This window comes from Nocardia sp. NPDC020380 (genome assembly GCF_044386975.1).
Taxonomy (GTDB): domain Bacteria; phylum Actinomycetota; class Actinomycetes; order Mycobacteriales; family Mycobacteriaceae; genus Nocardia.
Map to the genome: position 1 here is coordinate 422,100 of NZ_JBIRVQ010000001.1, position 23,946 is coordinate 446,045.

General features: G+C 68.4%; 22 protein-coding genes. 16 read left to right on the forward strand and 6 right to left on the reverse strand.

Annotated features, from left to right (window positions below):
- The first annotated feature begins 12 nt into the window (after positions 1–12).
- The 4 genes from ACH438_RS01975 to ACH438_RS01990 all read left to right on the forward strand — a co-directional run bounded on the left by ACH438_RS01975 (position 13) and on the right by ACH438_RS01990 (position 4,897).
- On the forward strand, positions 13–1,572 hold the full coding sequence (locus tag ACH438_RS01975; RefSeq protein WP_397000116.1) for an ANTAR domain-containing protein: 1,560 nt from the start codon (positions 13–15) through the stop codon (positions 1,570–1,572).
- 4 nt (positions 1,573–1,576) lie between these two features.
- Entirely contained in the window at positions 1,577–2,380 is an 804-nt protein-coding gene (locus tag ACH438_RS01980) for a transglutaminase family protein (RefSeq protein WP_397000118.1), read from the forward strand.
- Between the two features lie 54 nt (positions 2,381–2,434).
- On the forward strand, positions 2,435–3,751 hold the full coding sequence (locus ACH438_RS01985) for a DUF1003 domain-containing protein (RefSeq protein ID WP_397000120.1): 1,317 nt from the start codon (positions 2,435–2,437) through the stop codon (positions 3,749–3,751).
- A gap of 66 nt (positions 3,752–3,817) precedes the next feature.
- Positions 3,818–4,897: an alpha/beta fold hydrolase gene (locus ACH438_RS01990; protein ID WP_397000122.1), complete on the forward strand. Its 1,080-nt coding sequence runs from the start codon at positions 3,818–3,820 to the stop codon at positions 4,895–4,897.
- Positions 4,898–4,900: 3 nt separating this feature from the next.
- Here the strand turns inward: ACH438_RS01990 and ACH438_RS01995 are convergent, their stop codons facing one another.
- Positions 4,901–5,548, reverse strand: a complete 648-nt coding sequence (locus tag ACH438_RS01995) for a response regulator (protein WP_397000124.1) — start codon at positions 5,546–5,548, stop codon at positions 4,901–4,903.
- Positions 5,549–5,552: 4 nt separating this feature from the next.
- Positions 5,553–6,815, reverse strand: a complete 1,263-nt coding sequence (locus tag ACH438_RS02000) for a sensor histidine kinase (RefSeq protein WP_397000126.1) — start codon at positions 6,813–6,815, stop codon at positions 5,553–5,555.
- Between the two features lie 17 nt (positions 6,816–6,832).
- Between ACH438_RS02000 and ACH438_RS02005 the strand changes: the two genes are divergently transcribed.
- Positions 6,833–7,759 carry an ATP-binding cassette domain-containing protein gene (locus ACH438_RS02005; protein WP_397000128.1) on the forward strand — a complete coding sequence of 309 codons (927 nt, stop codon included), beginning with the start codon at positions 6,833–6,835 and terminating at the stop codon, positions 7,757–7,759.
- 2 nt (positions 7,760–7,761) lie between these two features.
- The gene (locus tag ACH438_RS02010; RefSeq protein ID WP_397000130.1) at positions 7,762–8,505 is read left to right on the forward strand and encodes a hypothetical protein; all 744 of its coding nucleotides are present in this window, start codon (positions 7,762–7,764) and stop codon (positions 8,503–8,505) included.
- 5 nt (positions 8,506–8,510) lie between these two features.
- On the opposite strand, the gene ACH438_RS02015 is transcribed toward ACH438_RS02010, so the two are convergent.
- A complete protein-coding gene (locus ACH438_RS02015) occupies positions 8,511–9,410 on the reverse strand; it encodes a hypothetical protein (RefSeq protein WP_397000132.1) in 900 nt (299 codons plus the stop codon).
- Between the two features lie 119 nt (positions 9,411–9,529).
- On the opposite strand from ACH438_RS02015, the gene ACH438_RS02020 reads away from it, so the two are divergent.
- The 5 genes from ACH438_RS02020 (at position 9,530) to ACH438_RS02040 (ending at position 16,573) form a co-directional block, all read left to right on the forward strand.
- The gene (locus ACH438_RS02020; RefSeq protein WP_397000134.1) at positions 9,530–10,186 is read left to right on the forward strand and encodes a TetR/AcrR family transcriptional regulator; all 657 of its coding nucleotides are present in this window, start codon (positions 9,530–9,532) and stop codon (positions 10,184–10,186) included.
- An 18-nt stretch (positions 10,187–10,204) separates the two neighbouring features.
- Positions 10,205–11,134 carry a LysR family transcriptional regulator gene (locus ACH438_RS02025; protein WP_397000731.1) on the forward strand — a complete coding sequence of 310 codons (930 nt, stop codon included), beginning with the start codon at positions 10,205–10,207 and terminating at the stop codon, positions 11,132–11,134.
- A 234-nt stretch (positions 11,135–11,368) separates the two neighbouring features.
- Complete coding sequence (locus tag ACH438_RS02030; protein WP_397000136.1) at positions 11,369–12,157, forward strand: BTAD domain-containing putative transcriptional regulator; 789 nt, start codon at positions 11,369–11,371, stop codon at positions 12,155–12,157.
- A gap of 73 nt (positions 12,158–12,230) precedes the next feature.
- The gene (locus ACH438_RS02035) at positions 12,231–15,803 is read left to right on the forward strand and encodes a hypothetical protein (protein ID WP_397000138.1); all 3,573 of its coding nucleotides are present in this window, start codon (positions 12,231–12,233) and stop codon (positions 15,801–15,803) included.
- Between the two features lie 77 nt (positions 15,804–15,880).
- Positions 15,881–16,573: a hypothetical protein gene (locus tag ACH438_RS02040; RefSeq protein WP_397000140.1), complete on the forward strand. Its 693-nt coding sequence runs from the start codon at positions 15,881–15,883 to the stop codon at positions 16,571–16,573.
- On the opposite strand, the gene ACH438_RS02045 is transcribed toward ACH438_RS02040, so the two are convergent.
- Genes ACH438_RS02045 through ACH438_RS02055 form a run of 3 tightly spaced genes read right to left on the reverse strand, consistent with a single transcriptional unit; the run spans position 16,552 to position 19,650 of the window.
- A complete protein-coding gene (locus ACH438_RS02045; RefSeq protein ID WP_397000142.1) occupies positions 16,552–16,998 on the reverse strand; it encodes a hypothetical protein in 447 nt (148 codons plus the stop codon). The two genes, ACH438_RS02040 and ACH438_RS02045, sit on opposite strands and share 22 nt — an antisense overlap.
- Positions 16,999–17,032: 34 nt before the next feature.
- A complete protein-coding gene (locus ACH438_RS02050; RefSeq protein WP_397000144.1) occupies positions 17,033–17,713 on the reverse strand; it encodes a LuxR C-terminal-related transcriptional regulator in 681 nt (226 codons plus the stop codon).
- 47 nt (positions 17,714–17,760) lie between these two features.
- Positions 17,761–19,650, reverse strand: coding sequence for a sensor domain-containing protein (locus ACH438_RS02055; RefSeq protein ID WP_397000146.1), 1,890 nt, complete (start codon positions 19,648–19,650; stop codon positions 17,761–17,763).
- A gap of 182 nt (positions 19,651–19,832) precedes the next feature.
- Here ACH438_RS02055 and ACH438_RS02060 point away from each other — a divergent pair, with 182 nt between their 5' ends.
- The 5 genes from ACH438_RS02060 to fdxA all read left to right on the forward strand — a co-directional run bounded on the left by ACH438_RS02060 (position 19,833) and on the right by fdxA (position 23,844).
- Positions 19,833–20,513, forward strand: coding sequence for a VC0807 family protein (locus ACH438_RS02060; RefSeq protein ID WP_397000148.1), 681 nt, complete (start codon positions 19,833–19,835; stop codon positions 20,511–20,513).
- Positions 20,514–20,572: 59 nt separating this feature from the next.
- Positions 20,573–20,920 carry a VOC family protein gene (locus ACH438_RS02065; RefSeq protein ID WP_397000150.1) on the forward strand — a complete coding sequence of 116 codons (348 nt, stop codon included), beginning with the start codon at positions 20,573–20,575 and terminating at the stop codon, positions 20,918–20,920.
- 164 nt (positions 20,921–21,084) lie between these two features.
- Entirely contained in the window at positions 21,085–22,089 is a 1,005-nt protein-coding gene (locus tag ACH438_RS02070; RefSeq protein ID WP_397000733.1) for an alpha/beta hydrolase, read from the forward strand.
- Between the two features lie 118 nt (positions 22,090–22,207).
- Positions 22,208–23,278, forward strand: coding sequence for an alpha/beta hydrolase (locus ACH438_RS02075; protein WP_397000152.1), 1,071 nt, complete (start codon positions 22,208–22,210; stop codon positions 23,276–23,278).
- Between the two features lie 230 nt (positions 23,279–23,508).
- Complete coding sequence (gene fdxA, locus ACH438_RS02080) at positions 23,509–23,844, forward strand: ferredoxin (RefSeq protein ID WP_397000154.1); 336 nt, start codon at positions 23,509–23,511, stop codon at positions 23,842–23,844.
- The last annotated feature ends 102 nt before the right edge of the window (positions 23,845–23,946 follow it).

The following is a 23,946-nucleotide window of genomic DNA, read 5'->3' on the forward strand; positions in this document are numbered from 1 at the left end:
AGGGTGAAGAAGGTGCCGTCGCATCGAGACGTTCACGCGGAGATCGCTCGCGAATGGCAGGAATTCGCCGCCGAGACCGAACGCGCCGCCCGGGCGGCGGAAGTCGCGGCGCGCTACGAAACCGACACCCAGCACCCGCCGGCCTCCATGCGCCCGTTCCGCGAGCGCATGGCCGCGCTGCACCGCAGAATTCAGACCAGGCATCTGGCCTGCGCCGCCCTGCATCGCCGCCACGCCCTGCGCATGCAGCGCTGGCAGGCCGCGGACGATGCCACCCTGCGCCCGGTGTTCATGTCCACCGTCGCGGAGGAACTCGGCATCCGCAGCGCCGCCCTGACCCTGTTCGGGCATCGGCGCGAGACGCTGCTGGCCTCCGCCTCGGACGCGGTCGCGCGGGCCGCCCACGATCTCGAATTCGTGGTCGGCGAGGGACCTTCGCTGGATGCCGCCGACAGTCGTGAACCGGTCTTCGCGGCGGGTGCGGAGCTGCTCGGCCGCTGGCCCCGATACGGCCCCGCGGTCGCCGATCTCGGCGTGCGCGCGGTGGCCGCGGTCCCGCTCATGCCGGAGCTGGATCAGCCGGGTGCGCTGTGCGTGTACACCGCGCGGGCCGAGCAGTGCCGGGATGTGGTGCCCGCGGCCCGCCTCATCGTGACGGCGCTGGTGTGCACGCTGCTGGATTCGCTCGCCTCGGCCGACGACGAAATGCCCTGGGGCGCATTGTTCGACGATGCCGACTATCTCGCCGCGATCAATCAGGCGTGCGGGCGGGTGGCGGTGCGCTGCCGCTGTGACGCCGATACCGCGCTGGCGCTGATGCGGGCGCGGCCTTCGCGACCGATACCGCGCTCGAGGAGATCGCCCGGCAAGTATTGGAGGACGAATGCCCACTCTGCTGACCGAGCGGCCGGCGGCGTCCGAGCGGCGAGGCTCGTGACGGACGCGCTGGCCGTCGGGATGTCGGAGCTGACGACGGCGCTGTTGTCCACCACCGATCTCGCCGGTTCCCTCGGACTCCTGTCGGACATCCTCAGCCGGATGCTGCCGACGCAGCCGCGCGTGTCCGTCACGCTCCGGGTGGGTGGTGAGCGGCTCACCGGAATCTCCGGCATGGGCCACGCACGATCGGCCGTCCACACCGCGGCGGGCTATTCCCATCCCTTGACGATCGCGGGCGAGCACGTCGGCGCGATCGAGCTGCACCGGAACGATATCGAGGCGACCGGCGATGCCCTGCGCGAGGCCGTCGCGCTGGCCGCCGATCATATGAGTGTGCTGATCCAGGTCGCCGTGGACAATCTCCGGCAGGCACGGCTCACCGATCAGTTGCGCGGCGCGCTGGCCTCGCGGTCGACCATCGATCAGGCGCTCGGCATCCTCATGGAGCGCAATCGTTGTTCCCGCGACACCGCATTCGACACGCTGCGCCTCGCCTCCCAGCGGCACAACACGAAGGTGGCCGAGCTGGCCGCGAGCCTCATCGAAACGGTCACGGGCGCACAGTCGGCCGCCACCCATTTCAACGAACCCGAACCGACACTGCGCCTGCACCAGGTGAACCGGGGAAAATAGGGGCGTGAAGCGTGACGTCTCCGCCCATCTCGACATCGCGGTGCACGCCCCGGCCGCATTGCAGCTCCAGCTGGCGGTCGCCCGGCAGCCGGGGCTGGAACTGAACGAATCGCTGGCGCTCACGCTGGACGGGTCCGAGGTGGTGCCGCGCGAGGTGCCCGGCCCGCACGGGAGCCGGATTCATGTATTCGATTCCGGTGCAGGCAATTTGCGGGTCCAGTATCGGGCGACGGTACTGGGTGCGGCGGAACCGGAACCGGTGGCCGCCTACGATCTCGCGGCATATCTGCGCCCGAGCCGATTCGCCGAATCCGATAAACTGCTCGGTTTCGCCTGGAGCGAATTCGGTTGCGGTATAGGCGATCCGGAGATGCCCGCGCGGATCTCGGCTTGGGTGGGCCGTCGCATCCGTTATGCGCCGGGCAGCAGCGGCCCGATGGACGGCGCGGTGGAGACTCTGTTGTCCGGGACCGGAGTGTGCCGGGACTTCTCGCATCTGGTGGTGGCGCTGTTGCGAGCGGTCGGGGTGCCGGCGCGGGTGGCGTCGGTCTACGCGCCCGGGTGTTTTCCGATGGATTTCCACTCGGTCCCGGAGGTTTACGTGGACGGCGTCTGGCGGGCATTCGACCCCACGGGGCTGGCTCCGCGTTCCGCCTATGTACGAATAGCTACCGGCCGGGATGCTTCCGACATCGCCTTTCTCGCGAACCACGGCAGCGATATCACGGTCAATGGCCTGTCGGTCACCGCGTTTATCGACGGCCCCCTCCCGTTCGACGACTTCCGGCTGCCGACTTCGATCCACTGAGCGTTCTCGAATTACAGTGGGGCGTCGTGGAACTGCGCACGAGGGGCTGAACAGTTGACCATCGGTAATCGCGTGATCGAGTTGCGGAAATCGCCCGTGGCGCTCGCCGACGAGCAGGTCGGCGTGAACGATGCCGTCGCGGCCGCGGTGACCCGCGGGGTGGGTTCGATGCCAGCCCTGTACGCGATTCTGGTGATATTCGGCGTGTATGTGACGCTGGCGAACTGGTGGGGTCCGCTGCACCGGCTGGATCCCTATCCCTTCCCGTTTCTGCTGTTCCTCAACAATGTCGCGCAACTCGTCCTGTGCCTGATCATTCTGGTCGGCCAGCGCGTGCTCAGCGCCGCGGCCGACCGCCGCGCCGTGCAGACCTACGAGAACACCGAGGCCATCTTCCGGCAGGTCGCCGATCTGCAGGCGCATCTGGACCGGCAGGACCGGGTGCTGAGCCGCGGGCTGAGCCTGCTGGAGACGAGCCCGCATCCGTGGATCGAACAGCATCACGTGCAGGATCCGCCCCTGGCGGCCGACCAGGCGGTCACCCGCAACGACCGGATCGCGGCCTGGCTGACCACGCGGCTGGGCAGTGTGTGGGCGTTCTATCTGGCCGCGGGCACCCAGGTGGTGTGGATCCTGTTGGCCGAGGCCGGAGTCCAGCGGTTCGATCCGTACCCGTTCCTGTTCATGTCGTTCCTGTCCACGCTGGCCCAGCTGGTGTTCATGATCGTGATCATGGTGGGTCAGGATGTGCTGGGCCGCACCGGTGACCGCCGGTCCGAGCAGACCTTCCTGGACGCGCAGGCGGTGCTGCACGAATGCCGGCGCATGAAGGTGCGTTTGAACGCCCAGGACCGGGTGCTGGACAGCCTCACCGGATACGTCACCGCCCAGGTCACCGAGCAGCTGGCGCGGGCGGTGCACGAGACGAACGAGCGGGTGGCACATCAGGCACGCGTGCACGCCGCCATGACCGGTGGTGCGGCACCACCCGATGCCGATGTGCTGCGTCCGTGGGAGGAACTCCCCCACGAGTCACGAGAGACCATCCGGGTCCAGGCCCGCCGCATCGGTGAAAACCTTGCCGGGATCGGCTGTTTCATGGTTCCCGCGGTGGCCCTGGGGCTGGATGTCGACTTCGACGACGACGAGGTGCGGCTGCTGGCCCGGCTCGAATACAACCGGTGGATGGACGATCGAATCGCCGCGCGACTCGCGGATGCGCACGAACATCACGACGATGCCGTGCCCCTGCCGTGGGACGAACTACCGGAGGCCGCGCGGGTACGCCATCTGCAGGCCGCGCGCCGCATACCGATCGTGGTCTCGCGGGCGAGTTTCCAGGTGTTGCGAGGCCGCGCTGTCACGACGTAACAGTCGACTGCCAGAGCGGGATTACAGACTTGTGGGTCGGAACCGGAACTACCCAGGAGTCGCACCATGTTCGGCCTTCTCTTCGTGGTCTTCCTCGGGCTCGTCGTCGGCGTGCCCGCCGTGGGCGTATTCGGCTACCGGTGGTACCGGCAGGCGGTCGATGCCCGCGGGCTGCGCATCACCGATCCGGCCGGGATCGACGAGTCCGGGTTCGTGCACATCGGCGGGCTCAGCCAGTGGATCTCGGTACGCGGTGACGATCGGAGCAATCCGGTCATCGTCGAGATCCCGGGTGGGCCGGGCGCGTCCAGCCACCTCTTCCTGACCCGGACCCGCACGTGGGAAAGGCATTTCACCATCGTGCGCTGGGATGTGCGCGGCTCCGGCCGGACCTTCGCCGCCGCACCGCTCCGCCAGGGCGAGATGACCCTGAACCAGATCTACCGGGACGCACTGGAAGTCGTCGAGGACGTGCGCGATCGGCTGGGCGTGGATCGAGTGATCCTGCTGGCCAACTCCTTCGGCACCAATGTCGGGCTGCGGCTGGCCCGCGATCATCCGGAACTGTTCCACGCCTATGTCGGCACCGATCAGCACATCAATGCGGGCGGGCGAGAGCGGACGGCCTACCGGGCCATGCTGACGCGGCTGGGGCGGGCGGGCCGGAAGCAGGAGCTGGCGGCCGCCGTCGCCATGGGATCGGATCGGTCCGTGTGGACCGCGCGCGACTGGTCCCTGTTCAGCAAGCTCGTCATCACCAGTGACTCGCTGTCCTACGACACCCTGCGGTCCGTGCTGATCCGGTCGCTCTGGTTCTGCCCACGACTCGGTCTGCGCGGCCTGCACAAGAATCTGCGCGGCATCGCGTTCTCCGAGCAGCTGCACCCGCAGGCCGTGGCCATCGACGAATGGGCCGAGGGCACCAGCTTCGAGCTGCCGGTCTTCGTCTTCCAGGGCGACGGCGACACCATGACCCCGCCCGCCCCGGCGCGCGCCTTCCTGAATGTCGTCACCGCGCCGCACAAGGAGTTCGTGCTGATCGAGAATGCCAGTCACTTCGCGGTCTTCCGGCAGCCGGAGCAGTTCCTGCGGCTGCTGCGCGGCAAGGTGCGGCCGTTGACCATCGGCGAAACCGCTTGCCTCTGAGGCTCAGCGGTCCACGAAACCGGATTCGTAGGCGAGGATCACGGCCTGCGTGCGGTCGCGGGTGCCGAGTTTGGTGAGCACGCCGCTGACATGGGTCTTGACCGTCCGCGCGCCGATGAACAACTGCTCCGCGATCTCGGTGTTGGAGAGGCCTCGAGTCATCAAGAGCAGCACGGTTTCCTCGCGCTCGGTCAGTCCGGCGCGTTCCAGGGTGTCGCGGGCCCGCGGATTGCCGCGCCCGGTGGCGAGGGCCCGGACGGCGGCGGGGTAGAGCAGTGAGTCGCCGGCCGCGACCGTGCGCACGGCATTGGCGATCTCGGCGGGGCGGGCGCGTTTGAGGAGGAAGCCGTCGGCGCCGGCGCGCAGGGCGGCGTAGACGTAGTCGTCGTTCTCGTAGGTCGTGATCATCAGGATCTTCGGCGGCCGGGGAATGGAATGCAGGATGGCGCGGGTGGTTTCGATGCCGTCCAGCAGCGGCATGCGCACGTCCATGGCGATCACGTCGGGCCGGAGCTGCCGGATCAGCGGGACGACCGCGACGCCGTCGGCCGCCTCGCCGACGACCTCGATATCGTGCTGCGCGTCCAAGATCGCGCGCAGGCCCATGCGGGCGAGGGGCTCGTCGTCGACGAGCAGGACGGTCACGGGCACCGGATCACCTCGCGGCCCGGAAGGGCAGTTCCACCCGCACCTGCCAGGTGTCGTCGCGGGCGCCGGCGTGCGCGGAGCCGCCGAGGAGTTCGGCGCGTTCGCGCATACCGCGGAGTCCTGTTCCGGCGCCGGCGGATACGGGCCCGGTCACCTGGTTGACGATGTCGAGGTCCAGCCGATCCGCACCGACCAGGACCCGGACCCGGATCGGCACCCGGCCCGCATGCCGCATGGCATTGGTGAGCGCCTCCTGCAGAATCCGGTAGCCCTCCCGCGAGACCGGGCCCGGAAGTTGTTCCAGCGGACCGGAAATGGCCGCGTCCACCGCCGCACCGGCCGAGCGGGCCGACTCGAAGAGCCGCGGCGCCTGCGCCAGGGTGGGTCTTTCGTGCAGCGGCCGATGCGGTTCGCGCAGCACCAGCAGCACCCGATCCAGATCCTCCAAGGCCGCACGGCCGGTGTCCTCGATGGCGGCCAGCGCGCGCTCGGTGAACTGCGGATCGCCGGTCGCGCGCGCGGCTCCGGCCTGCAGGACGGCGGCGGTGAGCGCGTGGCCGATGGAATCGTGGAGTTCGCGGGCGATCCGATTGTGTTCCAGCAGTTGCTCGGTGCGTTCCTCGAGGGCCCGCAGCCGATGCGCCGCCGACGGTCCGAGCAGGGCGCGCGCCGCGGCGGTGACGAGGTCGCCCAGGCCGAGGAGCATGGCGGGGATCACCGCGACGACCGCCGGGACGAGCAGGGCGAACCACCAGTGCGGGTGCTGGATTCGAATGATCGCGTCATGGGCGGGCAGGTTCCCGGTCCCGGCGCGCAATAGATCCCGCGTGATCAGCAAGGCCGGAACACAGGTGCCCAGGAGGAGCGCGCTGGCCCCGAGCCGCAACTCCAGCCAGAGGACCGTCCGCAAACGGTCCGACCAGTCCGCGGACCGCGCGGCCGCGATCGAACCGCCGGGCGCATCGTGCTCACCGGGCGTCAGGAACAGTTGCGCCTGCAGGCCCTCGGCCAGCCGCACGGCGGGGATCAGGCCGGCCGGAACGGCCAGCAGCGCTGGCACATACCAATGGGTCCGGTCGATGAACAGCCACACCGCGACGATCGCGAGCGGCAGCACCAGATGCAGCCCGCGGGTATACGTCACCGGACTGGCCAGGCGACGGGTCAGGGAGCCGATCATGGCTTCATCGTGCCAGCCGGGCCCGCGGGCCCGGCTCCCCCATTCGGGGGAGACGATCCACCCCGCAGCGGGAGGCCCGGGCGCGAGCATTCGGCCAGCCTGGGGCCATGACCACGATCGAGCTCCGCGAACTGACCAAGGACTACGGCGCGAAACGCGTGGTGGACGGGATCACCTGCACGATCCGGCCCGGCCGGGTGACCGGCTTCCTCGGGCCCAATGGCGCCGGCAAATCGACGACCATGCGGCTCGTTCTCGGACTGGACCGGCCGACCTCCGGGCACGCGACCATCGGCGGCGAGCCGTTCGTCGCCGCGCGCCGGCCGCTGTGCGTCGCCGGCGCATTGCTGGATCCCTTTGCCGCGCATCCGGGACGGACGGCCCGCGATCATCTGCTGGCGCTGGCCGCGGGGAATCGGATTCCGGCGCAACGGGTGGACGAGGTGCTGGCCGAGGTCGGTCTCGCCACGGTGGGCGGCAAGCGGATCCGGACGTTCTCGCTGGGGATGCGGCAGCGGCTGGGTATCGCCGCCGCCTTGCTGGGTGATCCGCCGGTACTGCTGCTGGACGAGCCGTCGAACGGGCTCGACCCGGAGGGCATCATCTGGCTGCGCACCATGCTGCGGCGGCTGGCCGACGAGGGGCGGACGGTGTTCGTCTCCAGCCATCTCATGTCCGAGACCGCGGCCTTCGCCGACCATCTGGTGGTGCTCGGGCGCGGAAAGATCCTCGCCGACACCGGGATCGGCGCCTTCATCGACCACTATGCCCGGCCCCGGGTGCGATTGCGGACCAGCGAGAACGGGCTGCTGCGCACGGTGCTGACGGACGCGGGATTCGAGGTCCTCGCCGGTGAGCAGGGGCGCTGGCTGGTGCCCGATGCGCGGGTCGACGTGATCGGCCCGCTGCTGGCGCGCGCCGGGGTTCCGATTCTCGAACTCGCCGACGAGGAGGGCACCTTGGAGCAGGCCTATCTCACCCTGACCGCCGGTGTCGCCGAATTCGCCGCACTCGATTCCGAAATGGTGGTGTGACAATGTCTTTCACAGCGGTACTCCGATCCGAATGGATCAAGGCGCGCTCCCTGCCGGTCCTCGCGGGCCTGCTGCTGCTCATGCTCGCGGCCACGATCGGGTTCTCCCTGATCGGCGCGGCCACCCTCGGCAAGCAGAACGCCGGTAAACCCGACTTCGATCCGCTGCTCATCTCGTTCTACGGCATCAACTTCGGGCAGCTCGCCGCCATCTGTTTCGGGGCCGTCTGCGCGGCGGCGCAGTTCCGGCACAATGGAACTCGCGTCTGGTTCGCGGCGGTGCCGCGGCGCGGCCTGGTGTACGCCGGCACCCTGGTGGTCATCGGCGGCATCAGCCTGATCGCCGGTCTCGTGGCCGCGGCGGCGTGCTTCCTCGGTGGGCAACCGCTCCTGGGCGAACACCGTGTGCCACTGGATGATTCATCGGCCTGGCGGGCAATGGCGGGTTGCGCCATCTATCTGGCGCTCATGGCGTTGTTCGCCGCCGGACTCGCGACTCTCGCGCGAAATGCGACCGCCGCCATGGGCATTCTGGTGCCGATCGTGCTGTTGCTGTCGTTCACGCTCGGGGATGTGTCCCACCACGGTGGTTTCACCGAATTCCTGCCCGACCGCGCGGGACGGCAGGCCCTGGTCCACGCGCCCACGGGCACACTCGGACCGTGGAGCGGCCTGGCCGTCACGGCGCTCTGGGCGGCCGCGGCGATCTGGGCCGGCGGGTACGCCCTGCGGCGTCGCGACGCCTGACCCGGTCAGCGGTTCGCACGCAGGTAGATCGGCTGGGATCCCACCTTGATGTTGTTCCACACCAGCGATTCCGGCTCTGCCACGGAGTGCTCGCGGCGCAGCCAGCCGACCTGCCATTCGGTGCCGGCGATGTCGTAGATATAGGCATCGGGCCGCTCCGGAACCGTGATTCGCTCGACCGCCTTGGCGCCTTCGAGGCGGAAGGCCAGCTCGGTGAAGGCGCTCGTGCACGGAGAGCGCACCGGGAGCTGCCAGCACAACGTGCGGTCGATGCCGCAGGACAGCGCGAGGATATTGCGCATCACGATATCGTCGGCATCCAGCAGGTGGTTGTATTCGCCTGCGATGAACGGCTTTTCGTCACCTGCGGCGCGCAGGGCGGCACGGGCGTTCTCGACCATGACGGGCACCAGGTACGGGTCACCGTAGAGATGGAGGTCGAACAGGTCGTAATGCGCGCCGCAGGTGCGGATCACGTGCAGGAAGAAGTCGCGCTCGGGATCGGGCTCGTCCGGATTCGCGAAAATCCTAGGCGGGCAGGCACCCAGGACGACCTCCGCTAGCGGATCACCGGCCCGGACGGCCGCATGGAAGCCGATCAGATGCCGGACGTAGTCCTCGGCGGCCCCGAACGATCCATTGGAGGGCTCGTTCTCGCACTGCCAGTAGCGGACCCGGCCGTCGCAGTGCGCGACGAGCGCGCACACCATCGCGGCGTACCCGGCGGGGCCGGGCGGGGCCGAGGTCGTCGTGATCGTGAACCAGAGTTCGGTGTCCGCGTCGGTCTGCTCGAGGACCGCGTCCACGGCCGACCAGTCGTATCGTCCCGGTTCGGGTTCGAGCTGTGACCGGTGGAGCTGGACGCCCCGGGCGACGCCCACTCGAATGCCTGAATTCCCGCTCATGACCATCGATCCTGGCGGGCTTCGCTTGCTGCGCTCTTGCACGCCGCTGGCACGGCCGGGTGCGGGTGTGCGGGAGTTCGCACTTGCCAATCGTTACTCACGTAGGTAACTTTTTACTCATGCGAGTAACGAGCGACGTGCCCAGCCCGGCCGCCGCGGCCCGGCGAGCACAGATCGTCTCCGCGGCGATCGACACGATCGCCGAATACGGCTACATGGGGTCCTCGTTCGCCAAGATCGCCAAGACGGCGGGAATCAGTAGTACGCGACTGATCTCCTACCATTTCGACAACAAGAACGATCTGATGCTGGCGGTCATCGACCACATCATCACCGCGGCAGAGGAATACATGAATCCGCGGATCATGGCCGAATCCGATTACTGGGCGCGGATTTCCACCTATATCCGCTCCAATATGGAATACCTCGTCGAGCACACCGTGCAACTCCGGGCACTGCTCGAGATCAACTACAACGCCCAGACGCCGGACGGCGAACCGCTGCTGACCACGGCATACGCCGACCCGGCGGTGGAAACCCTGGAGCAGGTGCTGCGCGCGGGACAAGCCGCCGGTGAATTCGCCGATTTCGATGTGCACGTCATGGCGGTGACCCTGCGGGCCGCCATAGACACCGCCGGAATCCGTTATGCCAATGGCCTGGAACCGGATCCAGCGGCCTACACCCACCGGCTCGTCGAACTCTTCGGCCGCTCGATGCTCCGGCGCGACGATCCGCGGAACGGCGAACCATTCAATCCAGAAGCTCGACAATAGGAGAGAACCGTGCTCGAGATGCGTGAGATCGAGGCGTTCATCGCGGTCGCGGAGGAACTGCATTTCGGACGGGCGGCGGATCGGCTGCACCGATCACCGTCGAACGTCAGTCAGGCGGTGCGTGCGCTGGAACGGCGCGTGGGCGCCGAATTGTTCCAGCGCACCAGCCGATCCGTGCGCCTGAGCCCGATCGGCGAACAGTTGCTGGCCGAATGGCGGCCCGCCATGCGCAGCCTGTCAGCGGGTTTACTGGAGGCGCGCCGCGCGATCGATCCGATCGCCCGGCCGCTGCGCATCGGTTGCTCGGTCAGCATGCCCGAGGATGTGCGCAGCGCGCTCTCGGAGCAGTATCGAATGATCAAGCCGGGCCGCCCCGTCGTCTGGGTGCGCGACCGCGTCTACGACATGTACATGTGGAACGCGGATTCCGGGCACGACCTCGACCTCGCACTGCTCCTGCTGCCGCCTGGCCACACCTCCATCGACAACCCCTACCTGATCACCGGTCCGGTCATCCGGTACTGCGAGGCCGCGATAATGGTCCCCAACGGGCATCCGCTCAGCGGCCGGCCCAGCATCGACGTCGAGGAGCTGGCCGGCCACGATATGGCGAATCCCGATGTGGCGGCCTCCCTCTACACCGACTGGCTGCCCGAACGCACCCCGCAAGGCCGGCCGATCAGCAGCACCGTCATCGCGACGCGTCACCTGGACCGCCTGTTCGAAACCGTGATCAGCAGGTCCGCAGCACATCTCACCGCACGCTGGCTCTCCGCCAGCCCGGCCTGGGAGCCGATCCGCGACCGCGTCACCCTGGTACCCCTGACCGGACTCCCACCCTTCACCCTGCGCGCCTTCTGGCCCGACACCGAATCCGCCCGCGCCGCAGCGGAATTCGCACGCGTGATCGGCATCGGCGAACCCGACCTAATCGGCAGCATGCGCTGACCGGCGGCGGTCGAGGCCGGCCCCGGGAGGAACGTCCGTCGCGAGTGCATGATCGAAATCGTCGTACGCCGGGCCACAGGGAACAAGGCTCGATTTCGGGCGAATCGTTCGATGAGACTGCAGGATCCGGTGCGAACCGGTCCTTGATCGCGCGCCCGCGAGAACGGAGGCTGCTAGATGGCAGGGCTTCTCGCCCGGCGGATATGCAGGATCGATGACCGGAATGAGTAGTTCATGCAGGTAGGACTATTGGGGCCGACGACCGTGGCAATGCCCGGCGCGCCCTCGGCGGTATTGGTCAGGGGCCCCAAGGTGCGGGCATTGTTCGTCTTGCTGGCCTTGGACGCAGGGCGCGCGGTGTCGACACCGCGCCTGATCGACCGCATCTGGGACGAGCGCCCACCCCGCGCCGCGGACAATGCCCTGCACACCCTGGTCCGGCGGCTGCGCGCCATCGTGCCGGGCGATCTGGTCGAATACACGCCCGGCGGATACCGCCTGGCAATCGATCCGGACGCCGTCGACCTGCACCGCTTCGGGCGGCTACTGGACGACGGCCGCCGCCACCTCGGCGCCCGCCGCGCCCGCGCCGCCGCCGCGCACGCGGACGAGGCCCTGCGTCTCTGGCGCGGACCCGCCCTCTGCGATGTGAGCGAGACCGCGCATCTGCGCGTCATCTCCGACGCGGCCGCGGACCAGCGCCTGGACGCCATCGAACTCCGGGCCGAGGCCTATCTGGCCCTCGGCCGCGGCGCCGAAGTGGTCCGCGAACTCACCGTGGAGGCCGCGGCCCATCCCTTCCGCGAGATCCTGCACGCCCACCTGGTCACCGCACTGACCGCCGCGGGCCGTAAACCCGAGGCCCTCCAGGCCTACCGCCGCGCCGAGGCCATGCTCCACGACGAGCTCGGCATCGCCCCGTCCCCGGTACTGCGAAACGCGATCGAGCAACTGTCCGCGCCGGAGACCGGATCGAATGTCGTTGAACTGTACAATGATTGGCGCATCGGCCGCGTCGGCTGACACGCGACTTGACACCGTCCGCTAGCCTGGATTCCATGTTCATCTCCTGGAAGGGCGGTTTCCGCCCGGGCTGTTGAGCCCCTTCGCGCCGGTGCAGGCACTGGCCTTCGATGAAACTCTCACCTACTCCCAGCGCATGCGGGAATTGGCTCTCACTGCCCGGCGGACGGCCGGGAAATCCGAATTGGCAGCGGTGCTCTCGCAATTCGAGGCCGCCGGCGGGGACGGTCCGCGGATCGCACTGCACATGGCGATGGCCGCGCATGACGTCGCGTATGTCGAACGGGCGCTCACCGGCCCGGACATGACCTTGCGGCGGGCAGCCCTGCGGGCGGCGCGGACGCTACCGATCTCCGATACGGCCATCGTGGCCGCGCTGACGGACGCGCCGACCGAATTGAGGCGCGCGATCTACCGGACACTGCGGCACACCGGACGCACCGGGGCGGCCGACGAAATACTCCCCGAAGTGCGAGAACAGTGGGGCGATCGGGAGGCGGCGGCACTCTTGCCGGCCTGTTCGGCGGCCGTCGTGGCGCGACTGCTGCCGGAACTGCTGCACTGTGTCTCGGCCTGGCGCGCGATCGGGCGCAGGCATCCGCGGGCACTGCTGGACGCGATCGACGGCGGGCCGCAGGCCGCGGTCGATTATCAATGGTGGCGGCGCTATCGGCGCGGTATCGCGGAAACCGCTCCACTCGAGCCGGAACGTGTGCTGAATGCGCTGGACCGGCACCGGAAGTTCCAGTGGTGCGGCGAGCTGCCCACCGTGGCGCTCCGGGCCCTGCTCCGCTGCGATGCGATACGCACCGCGCGGCTGGCCGCGATCAACCCCCGCTACTACTCCGACGACGGTCCCGCCCTGCTGCTGACCCATCGACCGGCACTGCCCGCGGCTACCCTCGCGGAGTTCATCACCCTGTGGCACCTGCCGCAGGCGCTGCCGAAGGTGCCACCGAGCCTGCGGGAGCAGGTATTCGACGCGGTCGCCGCCCGGGACAGCCGCCGGGCCGGCGATATCACGACCATGCCCGCGCTGGGCTGGCTGCCGCCGCACAGGGCGGCCGCGGAGGCCCGGCGAGCGCTGGAATGGCATGGGTCCGTATGGCATTCCTCGCGCAGGCGACTCGATGATCCGGCGATTCCGCTGACGCTGACGTCGTATCTGCCGTTCGCCGAGGCGGTGGGGGCGCTCAGCGAGGCAGCCTATGGGGGTGAAGCCCGGCATCGTGCGCGGGCGCGAGTGCTGCTCATCGAATGCGCTTCTCGCACTGATGATCCGGCGGTGCTGCGTAATGTGCTCACCGAGATCGCCCGGCGCACGCGCCAGGATCAGGATCCGCTGCGGGCCGAAGTGCTGGAAGCGCTGAGCCTGCTGCGCATTCGACTGCTGGAAGACGGTCTGGTGCCGGCGTTCAGCGTGCTGACCGAGGCCGTGGTGCAGGCACACGACACTTCGGATCGCAGCATGTTCGCGTTGCGACGGCTCGCCGCACGGGTTGTGCAGCATGCGGACCCGAATGCAGTTCCGCTGCTTATGGATTGGGCCTTCGATTGCTTTGCGAAGTTGATCGCCCGATTCGATACCGCCGCCTTGGATCGCAATCCCGATGGCCCGGAGCGCAATACTCGGCGACGGCGACGACGCGCGCAGGCCCGGCCCACCCCATGGTCCCGGTTCCGGCTCGACCGCGTACTGCCGCGAGGGACCGAGACTCGGCTGCTGGCCGCACTGGAACCTCAGCTGCGGGCACGGCGGGAACGGCAAGATGCCTCGCTCGCGCGGGCGTTGATCCAATCGCTGGGAGCGCGCGGCGCGGAGCTGACCGAGCTGCAGGCGGATCTGCGCGCGCACGAGGAACGTAATCACGAATTCCGCCGAAGTCTCTGGGATCGAGCTTGGTTCGCGGAACTTGCGCGGTGCGACGAGCGCTTGTTCGAGCTGCTCATCGAGGACCCGCAGGCCTCATTGTCGCGGGACAGCCTGTGGCGATCGGTCACCCGGGAACGTAGTGATCTCCTGCTCGCGGCACTGGCGGCCTTGCGCGGAATCGAGCCAGGATGGGTACCCATGGTCACCGGGACGCAAGCCGTCCGCTGGACCGTGTCGCAACGTGACGCGGTGCGCAACGCCGTGACCGATGCGGCGAATGATGCTGCGCAGCCGGTGAATACGCGTCTGCAGGCGGTGCGGTCGCTGGGCCGGATTCCGGGCAGTCTGCCGTCACTGCGCGAGTTGGCATCGCACGAGGACATCGTGATCGCCGAGGCGGCATTGGATGCCATGGCTCGCATCGGCGAGGCGGAGGTCATGGCGACCCTGCTCGATCATGCCGGTGGCTCGACGTCGGCAGCCGCCGTCGCCGCCATGTCCCGCTGCGCACGATCCGTGCCGCCGTCCCGGCTCGGGCCATTGCTGATGGCGGCAGCCGAGCCCGGGCACAAGATCACGGTGCGCAAGCAGTCGGTGCGGCTGCTCGACCGGCATCGCGCGGCGTCCGTGGATTTCCTGCTGCACCAATGGAATCAGCCGGATCTGCACCGCGATGTGCGAGTCGCGCTAGCTGCCGCCCTGCAACGCCGGCCGGAGGATCCCCGCACCCTCGACGCACTGCTCGAGGCCGCTGTTCCCGGCGCTCCCGAGCTGCTCATCCGGACCCTGTGCCAGACGGGGCCGTCGCATTACGCTCCGGCCGATCGGCCACGCTACGCGGCGCTCTCGCGCAAGCTGCTCACCGTCTCCACCGATCCGGGCGTCCGCTTCCGCACCACCTGCTCGTTCACGATCTGGGCGCGGTGGTACGACGGCCGATTCACCGATCTCATTGCCGCCGTGGGTGATCCGGCCGATCCGCAGGGCGACGACAGCCTGACGATCATGCTGGCGCTGCTGGATTCCGGCGTCATCGGCGACGAGATCCTGCCCGTACTCGATCGGCTGCTGACCGTGCCGCGCGACGATCGGGCGCGCTCCCGGGTACGGGCCATCGTCGATCGCGTCACCCGGCTCATCGCCGATCAGCAGCGGCCGGGCAATCCGCAAACGGAGGCAGCGGATCAGCAGCCGCCGGGCAGCCCGCAGCCGGCAGATCAGGAGCCGCCGGGCAGCCCGCAGCCGGCAGATCAGGAGCCGCCGGGCAGCCCGCAACCGCAGGTAGCAGATCAGCGGCCGGGCAGCCCCCAACCGCAGGCAGCGGATGCGGCGCGCCGGCGACTGGCCGAGGGGGTGCGGCAGCGGCTGGCCGCGCATCCGCTCTACCTCCCGTATTCGGCAGCTGTCACGCTGGCGCTGCTGCCGGCGCCTACCGACACGGCCTCGGCGCGGGAGCTGGCGGCCGGGCTGGTAGCGCTTGCCGGTGTTCTCGCCGACCGGCCGATCCACATCGGGGATCTCGCGCGGAGCGGACTGCCCAGCCATTTCACCCAGGGCCGGCGTCAGATCGAGGCCGGCCTGATCCTCCCGTCCGCCACCGCTCTCGCCGATGATCACCTGCTCTCCGCACAACTGATCGCGATGCACCTCGTCGAAAGGTGGGGCCCGACGACCGACTGGTCACCGCCGTGGCGGCGGGTGCTCGACCGGCTGCGCGGATCCGGCCACCTCGAGGTGGAACAGCGCGCCTGGGACGTGAATCCGGGCGTCTGACCGGGCGTGACGGTGAGGTCCGTTTGCCGCCAGCCCGCGGGATGGGGTGGTTCCTAGCGTCGTAGCTATGGAAGCCGATGCTGCTCACCTTCGCGGCCGGAAGTCTCGTCATTGCCGTCGCGGCTCGGTTCGTGCTGCCCGCCGCCGCGGGGACATCCGCGACGAGTTATCTTGCGACACTGCGCGGTCTGCCCGGTCTGTATGCGCGGTATCCGGTGCTGCGGCTGGCGGCGAGCCGGGGTGCGCTGTGGTTCTTCGCCTTCTGCACGGTGTGGGCCGGGTTGGCGGTGGCCTTGTCGCAGCCGCCGTTCTCGTATTCCTCGGAGCGAATCGGCATGTACGCCTTCGCCGGATTGCTCGGCATCCTCGCCACGCGGATCGCCGGAATGTGGACGGATCGGGTCGGGGCGCGGCGGGTGATCCTGGCGGGACTCGCGCTCGCGGTGGTGTCGACGGCGGTGCTGACCAGCTGTTTGTCCAGTGCGCCTGCCACTTTCGTATGTCTCGGGCTGTTCGATGCGGGCCTGTTCACGGCCCAGGTGGCGAATCAGAGCACGGTGCTCGCGCTGGATCCGGGGTCGCCCGCCCGATTCAACAGTGCTTACATGCTCGTCTACTTCGTGGGCGGCAGTCTCGGTACCGCGTTCGGTGCGGCCGCCGTCGGGTGGTTCGGCTGGTCCTCGACGGCGGTGATCGCTTTGTGCGCAATAGTTCTCGCGCTGGCCGGTACGGGAGTGGCCGGGCGGGTTCAGGAATCGACGCGGGTGTAGCGGACGTCGAAGTCGTGCTCCCAGGTGACGCCGCTGTCGTAGGACTTCTGCCATTCGCCGTCGACGGTGCTGCCGTCGGCGGCGACCTCGGCACGGAAGCGCTGGGTGAATTCCGGTGTGGTGCGGGCGATCTGCCAGCGGCGGTCGGCGAAGGTCATGCCGTAGACGCGGGAGTAACCGCGGTCGTCGGTGTACAGGACGGTGTAGTCCGGGTGCGCTTCGTCGCGGCCGATGATCCAGGTGGCGGTCGGGGTCGACGCATCACCCATGCGCATCACCACGGCCGCACCGGGATCCACCCATTCGACGGCGAGTTTCCCGTGCGCGACGGCGTCGGGGGTGGGCAGGAACGAGGTGCGGGACAGTTCCATATCCCAATCGCCGATCAGGACTTGCAGATCGGACAGGGCGGGGTTGGTGGTCATCGTCGGCTCCTTGAAGTGTTGGAGGATGTACCACTCAAGACGGTCTGGGAGTGGACGACTCATCGGGTCCGCGGTCGTGCAGATAGGCGAGCACGGCCAATACACGGCGGTTGGTGTCGTCGGATTGGGTGAGGCCGAGCTTGGTGAAGATATTGGCGGTGTGCTTGCCGATGGCGCCCTCACTGATGAACAGGCGGGCGCCGATCGCCGTATTGGAACAGCCCTCGGCCATGAGGGCCAGCACTTCCCGTTCGCGCGGCGACAGGGCGGCGAGGGGTTCGTTGCGGGTGGTGGTGGCCAGCAGTTTCGCGATCACCTCGGGATCCATGGCGGTGCCGCCGGTCGCCACCCGGCGGATGGCGTCGACGAACTGCTCGGCATTGAACACCCGATCCTTGAGCAGGTAGCCGACCCCGCCCATACCGTCGGCCAGCAGCTCACGCGCGTACAACTGCTCGACATGCTGGGACAGCACCAGGACGGGCAGGCCCGGACGCTCGCGGCGCGCCTGCAGGGCGGCCTGCAGGCCCTCGTCCGTGAAGGTCGGGGGCAGGCGGACATCCACGATGGCCACCTCGAGATCCGTATCGCGGAGGGCGCGCTGCAGTTCCGGGCCGGTGGCCACGGCCGCGACCACCTCGAAACCGTGCGCCGTCAGTAGGTGCGTCATGCCGTCTCGCAGCAGGAAGAGGTCCTCCGCGAGGACGATTCGCACGGCCGCTCCCCTGTACGCATCACCGATCAGACCTGTCGCACCTCAGGTTACCGGGCCTGCACGGTCGGCAACTCCATGGTCACCAGGGTGGGGCCGCCGGGCGGGCTGTCGACGCCGACGCGGCCGTCGAAACTGCCGAGCCGGCGTTCGATGCCGGACAGGCCGCTGCCGCGGGTGGCGTCGGCGCCGCCGGCGCCATTGTCCTGAACGGTGATGCGGAGCAGGGTGTCGGTGTGGCGCAGGCCGATCCGGATATGGTCGGCGCCGGAATGGCGTACCGCATTGGTGAGGGCCTCCGCGACGGCGAAATAGAGGGCCGATTCGACCGGGGCCGCCACGGGTCCGCCCACATCGGCGTCGACCTGTACGGGGATCGGGCTGTCCAGTGCGAGGGCGCGGACCGCGTCGACCAGTCCGCGTTCGGCCAGGACCGGCGGGTGAATGCCGCGCACCAGGCCGCGGAGTTCGGCCAGTGCCGCCTCCGAGGCGTTCTTGGCCTGTGCCACCAGGTTTTTCGCGGCGGCGGGATCACTGTCGATCAGTGCCTCGGCGGCGCCCAGTGTCATGCCGACGGCGACCATGCGGGCCTGCGCGCCGTCGTGTAGATCGCGTTCGATGCGACGTAGTTCGGCGGTGAGCGTATCGGTTGCGGCCGTGCGGGTTTCGGTCAGCTGCTCGACGCGGGCCGTCAGTTGTTCCCGCTCGGCCAGCAGGCTCGCGCGTGCGGTCGGGCGCAGGAGCAGGGTCAGCCAGCGGCCGTGCAGGCGCAGCAGCGGCGGCGCCAGCGCCAGGCCCGCCACCGTCAGCAGCGGGCCGGCCAGCAGTGCCGCCCAACCGGAGCCGAACGCCTCCCCGTACCAGGGCGAGATCTTGCCGCTCAGCGGCACTTCCAGCACCGGCAGGGTGAGACCCCAGATGCCGTAGCCGATCATCGCCACGGGCAGGAACAGCGGCGCACCCGCGAACGGCTGGCAGGCCAGCCACAGCAGATCCCGCCAGGTCGACGGATCGAACCACATGGTGCGGGCGCGGGCGGCGAACCCGGCCCACCAGGTCGTCGACGACACCTGCTGATCGCCGCTGATATCGGACATGCGCGGCGTGGACAGGTACGGTTCCGGCAACTCGATGCCGGACCAGACGGTCGCCAACTGCCGGAACAGGTTCGGCAGCCAGCGCGCCCACGCCAGCACCCACATGGCCACCACCGGACCGGCCGCGACCACCGCCACGAAACAGGTCAGGAACTGCGGGATCGCGAGCGCGGAGAGCACGCCGAGGGTCATGCAGCGGAACGCCGCCAGCAGGCCCGCCCCGAACCAGCGCCGCCGGTTCGCACCGCGCTCGGCGGCGGCGGGTGAGGCCGGAGCCAGCAGCAGGCGCGTCCAATGACCGTGCAACAGCAGCATTCTCGGGGCGATCGCGATGCCCGCCAGCACGCCCAGGACGCCCAGCGGCAGGAGCCACGACCACGGCCGCAGGACGATCGCCGCGACTCCGGAGGCCATCAGCGCGGCCGGCGCGACCGCCAGGGCCCCGCCCACGACCGGGTCGATCACCGACCACAGCAGGTCACGCCAGGTGGCCGGGTCCGTCCAGATCCAGCGGGAGTGCATGCCCATCGAGGCGGTCCGCGCGGTCGGATACGTGGAGCCGTCGGGTGCGTGGAACCGGTCGTCCGGGCCGCGGACGGCCTGCGGGCGCAGCCGATACGGTGCGGCGACCGGCACCGCCGACCAGGACGACGCCAGCCGCCGCGCCAGCCCCGCCACCGCGCGACTGCGCTCGACCGCCACCGGGAACAGGAAGATCAGCCCGATACAGGTGGCGGCAATGGCCAGCAATTGGGCGGCACAGGCCAGCAATTCGACCGGGCCCAGCGCGAACCGGGCCATTCCGCGCCCGGCCGCCCGCACACCCGTACGCAGCCAGCCCACTCCTACCTCCTCGTCCGGCTCCAGTCTGGCCCACCTCCGCCCGCACCCGCAGTGCCTCTGGGTCCCGGACCGGGGTGGGGCCAGCCCCACCCGAGTGGAGAGCCAAGCACATACCGGCGAACGCGCGCGGTTCGTAACTTCAGTGGTGCAAGCGATATTCGCTGATCACCGAGGGGAAACCGATGAACGTGTCCACACCCGCCACCACACCGCGGACCGAAACCGCGGCGCCCGACCCACGCCGGTCGCAGATCGCCGACCTCGCGATCAACATGGTCGCCCCGATCGCGCTGTATTACATCCTCCGCGCGGCCGGCATCGACCAATGGCTGGCCGTCACCCTCGGCGCGGTCCCGCCCGCGGTCCGCATGGTCTGGACGATCACCACTCAGCGACGCATCGACCTGCTCGCCATATTCACCGCCAGCATCCTCGCCCTGAGCGTGGCCGCGTCCTTCATCACCGGCAGCCCGAGATTCGTCCTCGCCAAGGACGGCTGGATCACCGGAATCGTCGGACTCTGGATGTGCGGAACCCTGCTGCGCACCCCCTTCTACTACAAAATGGCGCAAACCATGACCACCGGCGCAATCCACGAGCGCATCGAAATCCTCTGGCAGCGCTCGGCCACCTTCCGCCGCGCCATCGCCATCGCCTCGGCGATCTGGGGCGTCGGCCTCATCATCGACGCGATCATCCGAGTAGTCCTCGCCTACACCCTCCCCGTAGACGACGTCCCACTGATCAGCGGCCTCCAATACATCGTGATGTTCGTAGTCCTCCAGGTCAGCAGCACCTGGGTAGTCCGCAACCGGAAGACCAGCACCAGAGCGGCCACCGAAGCCGGCATCGAAATCCGCTGACGTCGCACGCGATATCGTTCGGCCATCTCCTGTAACCGATCGAAAGGTGCGTCGAGCCAATGGAAGTACGTCGCGTCGTGCCGAATGTGGAGTCACACGCCGTCGGCGAGAGTCGGGAGTTCTATGGGCTCCTGGGTTTCGAGGAGGTCATGAATCATGGGTGGATCATGACTCTCGCCGGCCGGGACAACGGGCAGGCGCAGATCAGTTTCATGGCGCGCGACGAGACGGCGCCCGTGATCCCCGATATGAGTATCGAAGTGGATGACGTGGACGCGGCTTACCTGGTGATGTGTGAGAGCGGGGCGGAGATCGTGCACCCGTTGCAGGACGAGGAGTGGGGTGTGCGGCGGTTCTTCATGCGCGATCCCAATGGGAAAGTCGTGAATGTGCTGGGGCATCGGTAGCGGCCGGCGGAAACGGGGGGTCGATCGGTCGACCGGACTGCGTTAATGTCGGGGCCGAGCGCGGCCTATCGGGCAGCACCGGGATCTCAGGAGTCGGCGTGAAACGCCATCTGTTCAGGCGTGCAGCATCTTTCGTGGTTGCCGGCACCGTATTGGCCACCGGCATGGCGGCATTCGGGGCGGGGAACGGTTTCGCCGATACCGGTGATCCGATCATCGACTCGAAGAAACTGCTGGGCGATCCCGTGGCACCGGACGGGTCGAAACTCGTTTCCGGGACCATCGACGGCCGCAATCTGGTGTTGCAGGTGTATTCGGCCGCCATGGACAAGAACATCACCGTGCGGGTGACGCGGCCGCATGACGCGTCGCAGCCGCGGCCGGTGCTGTACCTGCTCAATGGTGCGGGCGGCGGTGAGGACAAGGCGACCTGGTGGCACAACACCGATGTCGGCGACTTCCTCGCCACCAAGGACGTCAATGTGGTGATGCCGATCGGTGGGGCGTTCGCCTATTACACCGATTGGCGGCAGGACGATCCGACGCTCGGCCGCAACAAATGGCGCACCTTCCTCCTCGATGAGTTGCCGCCGCTGGTCGACGCGTCCCTGGATACCAACGGCGTCAACGCCATTGCCGCGAACTCGATGACCGCCACCGCGGTCCTGCAACTCGCCGAAACCAAACCCGGCTTCTACCAAACGGTCGCGGGCTACAGCGGCTGCGCCCAGATCGCCGACCCCGTCGGCCGGCAATTCACCAAACTGGTGGTCGAAACCTACGGCGGCGGCGACGTCCGCAATATGTACGGCGACGACAACGACCCCGCCTGGGCCGCCAACGACCCCGTCATCAATGCCGAAAAGCTCCGCGGCACCCGCCTCTTCATCTCCGACAGCAGCGGCCTCCCCGGCCCCCACGACCGCACCGACGACGCCTACATGATGGTCCCCACCCAATCCGGCCTGGCCAACCAGCTCATAGTCGGCGGCGTAATCGAAGCAGCGGTCAACTACTGCACCCACAACCTCCAAAACCGCCTCAACGACCTCCAAATCCCCGCCACCTACGACCTCGAACCCACCGGCACCCACTCCTGGGGCTACTGGCGCGACGCCTTCTACCACTCCTGGCCCCTCCTCGCCCAAGGCCTCGGTCTCCCCGAATAACCCGCTCCCGCATCGCACTTGTAATGCGACGGGCCGAAATGTCGATCAAATGTCCAGGTTTCAGTGGGGCCGTTGCCGACTGCCGCATTCGGCCGATGTAGGACTTAGGGGTTCTGTCTTGAGACGTCAATCGATCCGGCGTGCACTGACATTCGCGGTGACCGGAGCGGTATTCGCCGCCTCCGCCGCGGCGTTCGGCGCGGGAATCGGCGCTGCCGACACCGCCGATCCGGTCATCGCCGAGAAGAAAGCGCTCGCGGATCCCGTCTCCGCGGACGGCTCGAAGATCGACCGGGTGCTGGTGCACGACGACCAGCACCTCACATTGCAGGTGTATTCGGCGGCGATGGGCCGCGACATACCGGTCGAAGTGCAGCGGCCCGCCGATACCTCGGCGCCGCGGCCCGTGCTCTATCTGCTGAGCGGTGCGGACGGCAATGTGGGAACGGCGAACTGGGATTCGTCCAGCAATGTGCTGCCGTTCCTGGCCGGCAAGAACGTCAATGTGGTGCAGCCGGTCGGCGGCGCATGGAGCTATTACACCGACTGGGTCGCCGACGACCCGGTGCAGGGCCGCGCCCCGAAGTGGAAGACCTTCCTGGGTGAAGAACTGCCCCCGCTCATCGATGCCGCACTGGGCACCAACGGAATTCATTCCATAGTCGGCATGTCCATGAGCGCCAACTCGGTCCTCGCACTGGCCGTCGCCCACCCCGAGCTGTACCGCGGCGTCGCCTCCTACAGCGGCTGCGACGAAACCAGCGACCCCCTCGGCCGCCAGGCCGTCAAAACCGTGCTCAGCTACGGCGGCGGCGGTGACCCCGTCAACATGTGGGGCACCGACGACAACCCCGCCTGGACCGACAACGACGCCGTCCTGCACGCAGACCGCCTGCGCGGCATAGACCTCTACCTCTACTCCGGCAGCGGCCTCCCCGGCCGCTGGGACACCGTCGACAGCCCCTTCCTCCAAAAGCCCGGCCCCGCAGGCGTAGCCAACGAAGACCTGGTCGGCGGCTTCATCGAAGCCGGCGCCAACATCTGCACCCACAACATGCAAACCCGCCTCACCCAACTGGGCATCCCCGCCACCTTCAACTTCGCCCCCACCGGCACCCACTCCTGGGGCTACTGGCAAGACGCCTTCTACGACTCCTGGCCCATGCTCTCCCGCGACCTCGGCCTGTAAGTCCCCTAATGCCGGTGCATGCGCGCCGCCTCGATGCGGGCGGCGAGCTCCACCAAGTCGGCGGCGGGGCCGTTCGGGGGTGTGCGGCGATGCCAGATGGCGCCCCGGCGGCAAGAGCATAAGCCCACCTTATGACGTGCTCGCCATCAGACCGCTACCCGCCCACCCGAGCGACGACCAAGCTCATCAACAGCCGCCGGTAGCGGCCCGAAACAGCAGAGGAGCACACCGTGACCTTCGTGATAGGCGCCGCCTGCGTAGACGTCCTGGACAAAGCCTGCATCGAGGAATGCCCCCTCGACTGCATCTTCATCGGCAACCGCATGGCCTACATCCACCCCGACGTATGCATCGACTGCGGCGCCTGCGAACCGGTCTGCCCAGTGGACGCAATCCACTACGAAGACGACCTCCCCCCGAACCAGCAACAATTCCTCACCGAAAACGGCCGCTTCTTCACCGACCCCCTCCCGGGACAGCCGCTCCCACTCGGACATCCCGGCAGCGGAACCGGACTCGGTCCGCTAGGCGTCGATACGCCATACGTACGCGACTACCAGCCCTGACTCATGATCGAGTGGCACGGATTGCTTTCCAAGCCCTGAGCTGCGGTTCTGTCGTATCAGGTGCCGTGTCAGGTGGGTGTCAGGTCGGTATCAGGGCGGCTG